Raw genomic sequence first — 11,202 nt, forward strand, 5'->3', positions numbered from 1 at the left:
GATCCCGGTAATCTGCTGGTGCTCGGCACACTTGGCGGCAAGCGCGTCATCGGTGCGCCCGGCTGCGCGCGCAGCCCTAAGGAAAACGGCTTCGACTGGGTTCTCGACAGGTTGATTGCCGGTCTCGACGTGACGGCCAAGGATATTGCCGGCATGGGTGTCGGCGGTCTGTTGATGGAAATCCCGACGCGGCCACAGCCGCGCGAGCCGCTGCCGGCCAGGGCCGAGTTGAAAGTCGATGTCGTGCTGCTGGCCGCCGGTCGCTCCAGCCGCATGGGCGGCCCGAACAAGCTGCTGGCGCTGTTCGACGGCAAGCCGCTCGTGCGCCGCACCGCCGAGCGCGCGCTCGGTTCGAAAGCTTCGGGTATCATCGTTGTCACCGGCCATCAGCGCGAACGCGTACACGCCGCATTGTCGGGCCTGGATGTGACCTTCGCCGACAATCCGGATTTCACCGAGGGCCTGTCTTCGTCGCTGAAGGCCGGCATCGCCCGGGTTGCCGGCGATGCCGCCGGCGCCATGATCATGCTCGGCGACATGCCTGGCGTCTCGTCGGCCGACCTCGACAGGCTGATTGACGCATTCCGCAAGTCCGAGGGCCGATCGGTCGTACGCGCCTCGCATGAGGGTAAGCGAGGCAACCCGGTGCTGCTGCCGCGCTCGCTGTTTGCGGCGATCGCTCATCTCGAAGGCGATACCGGCGCGCGCCATCTGGTCGAGGCCGAGGGGTTCGATGTCGTCGATGTCGAGATCGGCAAGGCGGCTTCGATAGATGTCGACACCCGCGAGGCGCTGGAAGGCGCCGGCGGCGTGCTGCAGGATTGACAAACCGAAGCCGAAAAACGATGCCTTTGGCATGGCTTTCCCTTTACCCCTTCTAATCTCGATATTTCTTTTGTTTTCGGGTTTGGCGTATGGTCAAACGCTGTCGCTAAAGCCCTTCAAGGACGACCTGTTTGCCTATCCGGCCACGCTCTCGTCGGGGAACAAAGGCGCTTATACAGTTATCGACTATCGTGAGCTGCGCGATATCAACGCCCGCGACGAGGTGCCGGAGCGCCGCGCGCACGCGCAGTATGTCAATACCGGCGTGCGCAGGGTGCAGCAGGATCTGTCGCTGAAGAGCGATGCCGGCAATATCCTCCACGTCGCCGTCGGCCGCACGCAAGGCGCCGGTATTATTGTGCTCTATTTGCACGGGCAGGGCGGCAGCCGTAAGCAGGGCGTCGACGACTTCACATTCGGTGGCAATTTCAACCGCATCAAGAACCTGATGGCCGGCAATGGCGGCCTCTATCTCAGCCCGGACTTTACCGATTTCGGCGACACCGGTGCCGCCCAGATCGCCGCGCTGATTGGCCATTATGCCGAACAGTCGCCGGGCGCGAAGATCTTCGTTGCCTGCGGCTCGATGGGCGGCGCGTTGTGCTGGAAGCTAGCCGCCCGCAAGGACATGGGCGGCCGCATCGACGGGTTGCTGCTGCTCGGCTCGCTGTGGGATGAGGGTTTCTTCTCGAGCCCGGCTTTCAAGCGTCGTGTTCCCCTCTTCTTCGGCCACGGCAGCAAGGATCCGGTGTTTCCGGTGGCAAAGCAGGAATCCTTCTTCCGTTCGATCCTTGCCAAATCGAAAACCTATCCGGCCCGCTTTGTTCGTTTCGAGACAGGCACGCACGGCACGCCGATCCGCATGACCGACTGGCGCGGCACGCTCAATTGGATGCTGTCGAAGGCCCCTTAAGGCGCGGTGTTGTAGTCCACCACCGTCTGCGGGTTGATCTCGCCGTCGTAGGAGGCGTCGACATCGTACTGCACCAGCGAGAAATTGCCGTTGCGAAAAAGATATGTCCCGGCTGATGAGGCATCGCCGACGCCGCGCCACTTGTTGAGGGACGAGATCGTCTTGGTGACGTCGTCAAATTCGGAATTGACCAACTGGTCGTCGGTCTGGAAGCCGGTGACGTTCATCGCCTCGACCTTGCCTTCGCTATCGTTGTTCTCATAGTGGATATCGAGTTCCGGCGAGGCGAACTGCAGCTGCCGGACGCCGGATACCTCGTCGTAGACATAGTAGACGGCACTCTCATTGTAGGCAGCCATGGAGCAGAAGAATCGGAACAGCCGCGTCTCGCGTTCGGGCTCGTCGGCCGCGGCGCCAGCATCCTTGTAGCGGAGCGAGTAGGCGTCCGGCTCTCCCAAAGGCTCGCCGCCAGGCATCTCCTTGTCGCATTGTTCGCCATAGGTGGCCGCAAACGCCTCCTTGGCCTGCTCCAGCGCCGCATCCTTCTTCGGCGGTGGCGGTCCGTCGCCGCAGCTTTCCGGCACAGCATTCTCGAAATCGGCCTTCGCCGGTTTCAGCGCGCCCTTGTCGATGAAGATCGGGCGAAATGGCGGTTCCTGGATCGAGGCGTTGACCTGGCGCAGCGTGTAGCAGCCGGCAAAGACATTTTCGCTGCCGTCCTTAGCTGTCGCCCGGATGGCGACCGGAACGCTGTAATAGATGCTGCCGGCAGCACCGTCTTCGGACACGGCGCCGGTTTTGACTTCGACGGCGTTAGTGCCGTCATAGCCCTTTACGAAGGCGTCGAAATCCGTGGCCGGCTTGGTGTCGCCGAAATAATCCCAGGCGCGCGCAAATTCTTGCCGGTTGACGGCGCTGTAGAACGAGCGGATGACCGCTTCGGCGTCCGACCTGTCGTCGACATAAGGCGCTTCGGCGGCGAGCGCTGGCTGGCCCGTTACGGCAAAGGAGAAAAAAGCGATCGCTGCGAAAAGGGCGCTTCTCATCGGGAATCTCCACCAGGTGGGAAATCCTATCATACCGATTGCGGCGACGTGGTGACGCTTGAAGAATCGCCCGCGGAGGCGCTAGGTCCCGCCGTCGGCATTCCCGCCGGATAGGAGATTCACGTGACCATATCGATGTACGAAGCGTCCGTGCCGGTGTTTTCGGCCAGATTGAAGGCGCTATCCAACGTGCTGGATATCGCCGAGCAGAATGCGCTTGACCGCAAGATCGATCCGCAAGTGTTTTTGACGTCGAGGCTGGCGCCGGACATGTACGCGCTAACCAGGCAGGTGCAGATCGCCACGGACCACGCCAAGGGCGCGCCGTCGCGGCTTGCCGGCCGCGAGGTGCCCAAATACGAAGACAACGAGGCGAGCTTTGCCGATCTCCAGGCGCGCATCGCCAAGACCGTCGACCATCTGGCGACATTCTCGGCTGCCGATATGGACGGCTCCGATGACAGAATGATCGAGCTGAAGCTTGGCCAGCGCGAGTTTTCGATGGTCGGCATGCAGTATCTGCTGCATCTCGCCATGCCCAATTTCTATTTCCACGTGACCACCGCCTACGACATCCTGCGCCATAACGGTGTGCCGCTGAGCAAGCCAATTTTCATGGGATCGCGTTGAAGAATGGTGAGGAGATATCCCGGTCGAGCCGGGATATCCGACTAGCGGGAGGACATTTCGCGGGCGACGCGCGGAAAGTCGGCGGGTTTGATGCCGATGTCGGCGCGGTCGGCATTGCTCATCGAATGAAGCAGGGCAAGTGCCGCGCGATAGCGCAGATGTTCCTGCGGTCGCGGACGGGCGAACATTTCAGTGAAGAACCCCATGAATCAGGCCCCTTGTTGATCCTCCACAGCTCCCAATATAGGCAAATCATGACAATTGTGCAGTGCAGCATTTGCATGGCAGCCATGCTGCGCTGATTATTTTGACCCCAATCGACTTGTCCGGTGAAACTTCCGGCGCGGGCGGACCGTATGTCTCAGGGCCGGCATAGCGCCGGTTTTTTCCTCGCCATTCCTGGCGAAATTCCGGACTGCATGAAAAATGCAGTCCGGCTTTTTTACTACACGCCCTGGCTAGATTTCACGGAAAAGTCGCTAGCCGATTGGCGGCGGGCTTGGAGACAGCCCGCGCCTTCCTGTATGCTGCAGCGTCCTCGCCGCGCAGCCGCGCGAAAATTTCCCGCCGGAGAAAGTCCCATGCACAAACGCCGCCTCGGTCGGACCGATCTTCTTGTTTCCCAGATTTGCCTGGGATCGATGACCTGGGGCCAGCAGAACACCGAAGCGGACGGCCACGCCCAGATGGACCTGGCCTTTTCGCGCGGCGTCAACTTCATCGACACCGCCGAGCTCTACCCGATCCCGCCCAAGGCGGAGACGCAGGGCTGGACCGAGAGAATCATCGGCAGCTGGTTGAAAGCGAAGCGCAATCGCGATCAAGTGATCCTCGCCTCGAAAGTGGTTGGCCGCACCGCCAATGCATGGTTCCGCGGCGGGCGCCCGTCGAAGCTGGTGCGCGCCGACATTTTCGATGCCGTCGAAAAGTCGCTGACCAGACTCAACACCGATTATCTCGATCTCTATCAGATCCATTGGCCGGAACGGGACGTGCCGTGGGGCGCCAATCCGAACCGTATCGGCGCCGTAGCGTCACGATCCGATTCCGTCGGCGCACCGGCCGGCGAGACGCCGGTCGCCGAAACGCTCCCCGTCTTCGACGAACTGGTGAAGGCGGGAAAAATCCGCCATTTCGGCCTGTCGAACGAGAGTTCCTGGGGCGTGATGCGGTTCATCGCCGAAGCCGACAAGGGCCTCGGTCCGCGTCTGGTGTCGCTGCAGAACGCCTACAATCTCGTCAACCGCAGCTTCGAGGTGAACCTCGCCGAAGTCTGCGAGCGCGAACAGGTTTCGTTTCTCGCCTATTCGCCACTGGGACAAGGCTACCTAACCGGAAAGTACGAGCATGGCGCGCGGCCGCAAGGCTCGCGTTCGCAGCTCTTCAATCGCGGCCAGCGCTACGAGACGCCCAATGCGGCGGAAGCACAGTTTGCGTACAACGAGCTGGCGCGCTCTTTGGGCATGGAGCCGGCATTGTTTGCCAATGCTTATGTCACGAGCCGGCCCTTCGTCACCTCGAGCATCATCGGTGCGACGACCATTTCGCAGCTCGAAATGGCGCTGTCTTGCGCCGATGTCGTCTGGACCGAGGACATGCAGAAGGCGGTCGATGCAATTCACCAGCGTGTCGGTAACCCGTGTCCGTGAGCAGATTTCCTGCGCTGTAAGGTGTGATTGCCAAATAATTACAAGAGGGAGGGGGAATAAGTGAATTTTCCGATTGAGGTCGTGCGCGAGAAATTTCCGGCCCTGTCGCTGACCGACAAGGGCCGTCGCCGCATCTACCTCGACAACCCTGCCGGCACGCAGGTGCCGCAAGCGGTTGCCGACGCGGTGTCACGCTGCCTGCTGACCACAAACGCCAATCTCGGCGGATTCTTCGAAACCACGATCGCAGCGCAACAAATCGTCGATGACGCCCATGCGGCGATGGCCGATTTCCTGGGTTCTGCGAGCCCTCAGGAAATCATCATCGGCGCCAACATGACGACTCTGACCTATCACATGTCGCGCACGCTCGGCCGCACGATGAAACCGGGCGACGAAATCATTCTCACCCGCATGGACCACGAGGGCAACGTATCGCCGTGGCTGCAGCTGGCCGAAGACCTTGGCCTTGTCGTGCACTGGCTGTCTTTGGACAAGCAGAGCTGGCAGATCGAGGAGGCGGCGCTTGCTACGCTGCTCACCGACAGGACCCGGCTGGTCGCTTTGAACTACGCGAGCAATCTGACCGGCTCGATTAACCGGGTGAAGGCGCTGACGCGCGTTGCCAAGCAGACCGGCGCCCTGGTCTATGTCGACGCCGTTCAGTTCGCGCCGCACGGCCTGATCGACGTCAGGGATATCGGCTGCGATTTCCTGATCTGCTCGGCCTATAAATTCTTCGGGCCGCATATGGGCATATTGTGGGGCAGGCTTGATGTCATCGACAGACTGAAACCGTACAAATGCCGCTGTTCGTCCAATGCTCTGCCGGAGCGGTTCGAACTCGGCACGCCGCAGATCGAGCTGATGGCCGGACTGACGGCCGCGGTCGATTACTTTGCGGAACTCGGCGCGGCTGCAGGCGATGGCGGCTCGCGCCGCGCCAGGATCGCCAAGGCATTCGAAAGATCAATAATTTATGAGAACCCGCTGGCGCAAAGGCTGATCGACGGCCTGTCGGCTATCTCAGGCCTGACCATCCATGGCATTACCGATCCGGCGCGTGTCGGAGAGCGCGTCCCGACGGTCTCCTTCACCGTCGACGGCATCGTGCCGGAGACGATCGTACGGCAGATGAATGCGGAAAACATCTTCCTGTGGTCCGGCCACAACTACGCCTGGGAGGTCGTCCACCAGCTCGGCATTCCGGCCGAACAGGGCGTCGTGCGCATCGGCATCGCCCATTACAACACGGCGGCCGAGATCGACGAGACGCTGGAGAGCGTGCGCCGTGTCGTCGCCATGCTGCGACAGGAGCGGTTCTGACGCGATATCCGGCTGATATTACCACTTCCTGCCGCCGCCGAAGCCGGTGAGGAAGGCAGTAAGATTGTCGCCGAGCTCGTCGCAGAGATAGCCGCCCTCCTGCACGATGACCATCGGCAGGCCTAGGCCGGCGATAGCCTCGCCGATGCGCGAGAAGCCCGGTGTCGTTACCGACAGTCCGCCGAACGGATCGCCTTCGAAGGAGTCGAGACCGAGCGCCACGACAAGCGCTTCCGGCGCAAAGGCGCGGATACGCTGGAAAGCCACATCCAGCGCGTCGAGGAATGCGGCGTCGCCGGATTTGCGCGCCAGCGGCAGGTTGAAATTGTAGCCGAGGCCAGCCCCTTCGCCACGTTCGTCGGCATGACCCCAGAAGAACGGGTAGAAGCGCACCGGATCGGCATGCAGCGAGACGGTGAGCACGTCCGGCCGCGCATAGAAAATGCCTTGCGTGCCGTTGCCGTGATGCAGGTCGACGTCGAGGATCGCCACCCGCGCCGCATTCTTGCGGAGCGTCTGTGCCGCGACCGCCGAATTGTTGATGAAACAGAAGCCGCCGGCGACATCGGCAAAGGCATGGTGGCCGGGCGGACGGCAGAGCGCATAGGCAGCCGGTACGCCTGACATCACGGCCTCAGCAGCCTCGACCGCGCTCCAGGCGCTCCACAGCGCGCTCTGCCAGGTCTCGATTGAGATCGGGCAAGCGGTGTCGGCCATGTGGTAGCCGGCCTGGCCGACCGCCGAGGCCGGATAGGAGCCGTTCCGCGCGATCGGGTGGATGTTGGGGATCACTTCCGCCGAAGCGCCTTCGATGCGCTGCCAGCGCACAAAGATGTGCTCGAGAAAATCGAGATATTCGGGCGTATGCACCGCGGCAATGGGACCAAGCCCGTGATCTCTCGGCCGTTCGATCGTGCAGCCGGCGGCCCTTGCGCCGGCGAGCAGCCGTTCGACGCGTTCCGGCTTTTCCGGATTGGGTTTCTGCGCACCGCTGGAGAGGAATGCCTTGGGATCATGGCGCTTCTGTTCTTCGGCATAGAAGGCTTTCATCTTGGCTCCTCATCATCGGGCGCATCGGCGAAGGCAAAAGAACGCGTCGCCGACGATTTTCTGCACCTGCTCGTAGCTCGACCAGGCAATGCCCAGTCTTTCGTAAAAGGCTTTGGCGGTTTCATTGTCGGTATCGACGGACAGTCTGAGGTAGACGCCGCCGTCCTTCCGGCATTCTCGCGCGGCACGGCGCAGCAGGCGTTCGCCGATCCTGCGGCCGCGAAACCGGTCCTCGACATAGAGGTCCTGCACATAGACGCCGGGCCGGCCCATCCAGGTCGAGAAGATCGGGAAATGCAGGCATAGGCCGGCGAACTCGCCGCCGACTTCCGCAATCAGCGTCGAGAAGGCAGGTCTTTCACCAAAGCCATAGGTGCGAAGATCGTCGGCTGTTGAGGTGATCTCCTGATGTGCGCCGATATGCGCGCCAAGCCGCAGAATCGCGGCATGGATCCTTTCGGCGTCCTCGCCGGTGCCGGGCCGGATGAGAACTTCGTTGCGTACTGGATTGGTCAACTTGCAAACATCTCAGGCCAAAACCATTTCAGAATGCCACCCTATCGCCGCCCTTGAGCGCCAGCATCTCGCGCGCCTCGGTGGGCGTGGCGACGTCCAGCGACAGCCCGTCGAGCACGCCGCGGATACGGCGCACCTGATCGGCATTGGACCTTGCCAGCTGACGGCCGTCGTAAAGGCTGTCCTCCAGCCCGACGCGGACATTGCCGCCCATCGCCGCTGCAATCGAGATCATCGGCATCTGGTGGCGCCCGGGGGCCAGCACCGAAAACTGATAGCTGTCGCCGAACAGTTTGTCGGCGATACGCTTCATATGGACCAAATTGTCGGGATCGGCGCCGATACCGCCCAGTATGCCGAACACGAACTGAATGAACAGAGGTCCCGACGCCAGCCCCCGGTCGCGAAAATGCGCCAGCGAATAGAGGTGGCCAACATCGTAGCATTCGAATTCGAAGCGTGTGCCGCAGCCCTTTCCCAGTCTTTCGAGCACGGTCTCCATATCGGCAAAGGTGTTCTTGAAGATCGTGTCGCGTGTCGCTTCCAGCAGCTTTGGCTCCCACTCATGCCGCCACTCCCTTGGTCGGTCGAGCATCGGGAACAGCGCGAAGTTCATCGAGCCCATATTGAGCGAGCACATTTCGGGCTCGGCCCTGAGCGGTGCGGCCAGCCGCTGGTCGAGCGTCATCAGCGACGAGCCGCCGGTGGTGATGTTGATCACCGCATCGGTCGCCTGCTTGATGCGCGGCAGGAACTGCATGAACACATCAGGATCGGCCGTTGGCCGCCCGTCGCTGGGATCGCGGGCGTGAAGATGCAGGATCGAGGCGCCGGCTTCGGCGGCGGCAATCGCCTCTGCGGCGATCTGGTCCGGCGTCACCGGCAGGTGCGGCGACATTGACGGCGTGTGCACCGACCCGGTGACGGCGCAGGTGACAATGACTTTTCGCGGCGCCATTTTCAGCCTTCGACCGGCAGATCGAGCTCGCCGGCCAGCACCTGCAGCGAGTCGCCGATGATGGCGACGATTTCGCCGACCTGTTCCTTGGTAACGATCATCGGCGGTGCCACCATGAAATTGTCGCCGTCGAAGCCGCCCTTGACCTTTCGCCCATAGATGATCAGGCCGCGCTCATAGGCGAGGTCGAGCAGCCGCTGGGTGGCCTTCTTCGCCGGTGCGATCGGCCCCAGCGTATCAGGGTCGGCGACCATCTCGGCACCTAGGAGCAGGCCCTTGCCACGCACGTCGGCGATAAACGGAAACCGCTTGGCCAACCCCTTCAGCTCAGCCATCAAAAGGTCGCCCAGGTCAGCCGCATTGGCGATCAGGCCGAGGCGGTCCATTTCGCCGAGCACGGCGAGCCCTGCGGCGCAGGCGAGCGGATTGCCGGCATAGGTGTGGCCGTGCTGGAAGCCGCCGGAGGCGAGCAGCGGCTGCACCAGCCGTATCGGTGCCGCCAGCGCCCCGAGCGGCGCATAGCCCGAGCCCAGTCCCTTTGACAGCGCGACGATGTCGGGCTTGCAGTTCCAATGGTCGCCACCGAGGAATTTTCCGGTGCGGCCGGCACCGCTCATCACTTCATCATGGATGAGCAGGATGCTGTAGCGGTCGCAGATTTCGCGGATGCGCGGATAATAGATGTCCGGCGCTACCAGCGCCGCGGTGGCAGCGCCGCCGACCGGCTCCATGATGAAGGCGAGCACGCTTTCCGGTCCCTCGGCGAGGATCTTCTCCTCCAGCATGTCGGCGTAGCGGATGCCGCGCTGCTCCATCGAGAGATTGTCGCGGTCGCGCCAGGCGGCCGGCGCCGGCACGGTCGGCATGACCTGCATCATCGGTGTGAAGGTTTCGGCCAAGGCGTCGTCGCCGGTGACGGATAGCGAACCAAGCGTGCCGCCATGATAGGAGGGAAAGCGGGTGATCACCTTCCAGCGCTTGGGCTGGCCTGTCGCCACTGCCCACTGCCGGGCGAGCTTGATGCAGGATTCCGTCGCTTCCGAGCCACCCGAGACGAAGAAGATCCGGTCCATGCCTTCTGGGAGTTTGGCAGCCAATAGCCGCGCGAGATCCTCGGCCGGCTCGTTTTCGAAATGCAGCCGATAGGCGAAGGTGGCGCGGTCCATCTGCCGCTTCATCGCATCGAGCACGTTGCGGTTGGAATGACCGATATTGGCGACCATCGGTCCGCTCGATCCGTCGATGAAGCGGCGGCCGTCCTGCGTCCAGATGTAGATGCCTTCGGCGCGATCGACTAGCGGCCGGCGCAGGCTGGACAGATAGAACAGATTTGACGGGCGCGTCTCGATGTCCGGGGCAGGGGTCTGGGATTTCAGCATGTCAGGACTTTCCGAGATAGCGGCCGAGAACATTCTTGGTAACGAGTTCGACCATCGGGTCCTGCCTTAGCAGGCCGGCGACCCATTCGCAGCTTCCGGCGTGGAACACCTCGCCCTTGCCGCGCAGGAAATTGACGATCATGCCGTTGCCGCGCTTGACCTTGTCGAGGTTGGCGTCGCTCGCATCGCCGAACAGCGTTTCGGCGGTGAAGCGTCCGTCCTCGTCGCCGAGGAACCGGCCTTCGAACGGAACATCGGCGCTCTCCTCGACTTGGGCAGCCATGCCGACCGCGAGAATTTGCAGCCCGTCCGGTGCGCCACTGTTGGGCGTCGGGTAGGGCAGTCCGCCTCGGATCTCGTGGTCGAGCCCGTCGACCTCATAGCCATAGACATGGCTGTCGGCGCCGAGCAGGTCGCCGTAATAGATGCCTGTGCCGGCGAACGCCCAATGCTCCGGCCGGTAGACCGGGAAGCCGCGCACGCCGCGCGGCGCGCAACCGCCCCAGCCGGCATACAGGCCCCCCGTCGCATTGAGCCCGAAAGTCGAGGCGCCCGGCCGGCCGATCTCAGGTGCTTCCCATGAATTAGTGGCGCGCGTCACGTCGCCGCTCCGATAGACCGGGTCCTCTGCACGGGCACGGTATTTGTAGCAGACCTGCCGGCGGCCCGCGTCCTCCAACCTGGTCTGCCACATGAAATTGCCGGCGAAGCGTGCCGCATGGCCGCCGCGCTCGACATAGGCGTCGACCGCGTCGCGCATCTCCCAGGTCCAATATTCGTCATGGCCGACGAAGGCGACGCAGTCATAGCCGTCGAGGATTTCGGGCGAAAAATGCAATTCGTGCTGACTGGCGAGATCGACCCCATAGCCGGCACGCTCGGCAAAACGAAAGAAGAGGCTGTCATAGCT

General features: G+C 62.5%; 11 protein-coding genes and 1 pseudogene. 5 read left to right on the plus strand and 7 right to left on the minus strand.

The features are described from left to right. Together EOA78_RS33275 and EOA78_RS33280 are read left to right on the plus strand one after the other, a co-directional pair. Window positions 1-825, plus strand: an 825-nt coding sequence (locus tag EOA78_RS33275) for a nucleotidyltransferase family protein (RefSeq protein WP_164784052.1), incomplete at its 5' end; no start/stop codon positions are given. A gap of 31 nt (window positions 826-856) precedes the next feature. Beyond that, window positions 857-1,738: an alpha/beta hydrolase gene (locus EOA78_RS33280; RefSeq protein ID WP_245477956.1), complete on the plus strand. Its 882-nt coding sequence runs from the start codon at window positions 857-859 to the stop codon at window positions 1,736-1,738. Here EOA78_RS33280 and EOA78_RS33285 read toward each other — a convergent pair. Continuing rightward, a complete protein-coding gene (locus EOA78_RS33285; protein ID WP_127319744.1) occupies window positions 1,735-2,784 on the minus strand; it encodes a DUF1176 domain-containing protein in 1,050 nt (349 codons plus the stop codon). The genes EOA78_RS33280 and EOA78_RS33285 overlap by 4 nt on opposite strands. A 123-nt stretch (window positions 2,785-2,907) precedes the next feature. Here EOA78_RS33285 and EOA78_RS33290 point away from each other — a divergent pair, with 123 nt between their 5' ends. Then, window positions 2,908-3,414 carry a DUF1993 family protein gene (locus tag EOA78_RS33290; protein WP_127319745.1) on the plus strand — a complete coding sequence of 169 codons (507 nt, stop codon included), beginning with the start codon at window positions 2,908-2,910 and terminating at the stop codon, window positions 3,412-3,414. 41 nt (window positions 3,415-3,455) lie between these two features. On the opposite strand, the gene EOA78_RS33295 is transcribed toward EOA78_RS33290, so the two are convergent. Further along, window positions 3,456-3,620, minus strand: coding sequence for a hypothetical protein (locus EOA78_RS33295; RefSeq protein ID WP_127319746.1), 165 nt, complete (start codon window positions 3,618-3,620; stop codon window positions 3,456-3,458). Between the two features lie 375 nt (window positions 3,621-3,995). On the opposite strand from EOA78_RS33295, the gene EOA78_RS33300 reads away from it, so the two are divergent. Next, complete coding sequence (locus tag EOA78_RS33300) at window positions 3,996-5,063, plus strand: aldo/keto reductase (protein WP_127319748.1); 1,068 nt, start codon at window positions 3,996-3,998, stop codon at window positions 5,061-5,063. 60 nt (window positions 5,064-5,123) lie between these two features. Further along, window positions 5,124-6,389 (plus strand): cysteine desulfurase-like protein, encoded by a 1,266-nt coding sequence (locus EOA78_RS33305; RefSeq protein WP_127319750.1) that lies wholly within the window; start codon window positions 5,124-5,126, stop codon window positions 6,387-6,389. 18 nt (window positions 6,390-6,407) lie between these two features. Here EOA78_RS33305 and EOA78_RS33310 read toward each other — a convergent pair whose 3' ends face one another. The 5 genes and pseudogenes from EOA78_RS33310 to EOA78_RS33330 all read right to left on the minus strand — a co-directional run. Continuing rightward, window positions 6,408-7,439, minus strand: coding sequence for a histone deacetylase family protein (locus tag EOA78_RS33310; RefSeq protein WP_127319752.1), 1,032 nt, complete (start codon window positions 7,437-7,439; stop codon window positions 6,408-6,410). After that, window positions 7,436-7,955, minus strand: a pseudogene (locus tag EOA78_RS33315) (GNAT family N-acetyltransferase). Before EOA78_RS33315 ends, EOA78_RS33310 begins: the two are co-directional and overlap by 4 nt. A 28-nt stretch (window positions 7,956-7,983) precedes the next feature. After that, the gene (locus tag EOA78_RS33320; RefSeq protein ID WP_127319754.1) at window positions 7,984-8,913 is read right to left on the minus strand and encodes a 3-keto-5-aminohexanoate cleavage protein; all 930 of its coding nucleotides are present in this window, start codon (window positions 8,911-8,913) and stop codon (window positions 7,984-7,986) included. Between the two features lie 2 nt (window positions 8,914-8,915). Then, window positions 8,916-10,292 carry an aspartate aminotransferase family protein gene (locus tag EOA78_RS33325; protein ID WP_127319756.1) on the minus strand — a complete coding sequence of 459 codons (1,377 nt, stop codon included), beginning with the start codon at window positions 10,290-10,292 and terminating at the stop codon, window positions 8,916-8,918. 1 nt (window position 10,293) lies between these two features. Continuing rightward, on the minus strand, window positions 10,294-11,202 hold a 909-nt coding region (locus tag EOA78_RS33330), incomplete at its 5' end, for a ThuA domain-containing protein (protein WP_164784054.1).

The organism is Mesorhizobium sp. M5C.F.Cr.IN.023.01.1.1 (assembly GCF_003997585.1).
GTDB classification, from domain to species: Bacteria; Pseudomonadota; Alphaproteobacteria; order Rhizobiales; family Rhizobiaceae; genus Mesorhizobium; species Mesorhizobium wenxiniae.

Bases quoted from the DNA above. Each gene is read 5' to 3' on its own strand.
- EOA78_RS33285 (WP_127319744.1), bottom strand. From the start codon at position 2,784: ATGAGAAGCGCCCTTTTCGCAGCGATCGCTTTTTTCTCCTTTGCCGTA.
- EOA78_RS33325 (WP_127319756.1), bottom strand. From the start codon at position 10,292: ATGCTGAAATCCCAGACCCCTGCCCCGGACATCGAGACGCGCCCGTCA.
- EOA78_RS33310 (WP_127319752.1), bottom strand. From the start codon at position 7,439: ATGAAAGCCTTCTATGCCGAAGAACAGAAGCGCCATGATCCCAAGGCA.
- EOA78_RS33320 (WP_127319754.1), bottom strand. From the start codon at position 8,913: ATGGCGCCGCGAAAAGTCATTGTCACCTGCGCCGTCACCGGGTCGGTG.
- EOA78_RS33280 (WP_245477956.1), top strand. From the start codon at position 857: ATGGCTTTCCCTTTACCCCTTCTAATCTCGATATTTCTTTTGTTTTCG.
- EOA78_RS33300 (WP_127319748.1), top strand. From the start codon at position 3,996: ATGCACAAACGCCGCCTCGGTCGGACCGATCTTCTTGTTTCCCAGATT.
- EOA78_RS33295 (WP_127319746.1), bottom strand. From the start codon at position 3,620: ATGGGGTTCTTCACTGAAATGTTCGCCCGTCCGCGACCGCAGGAACAT.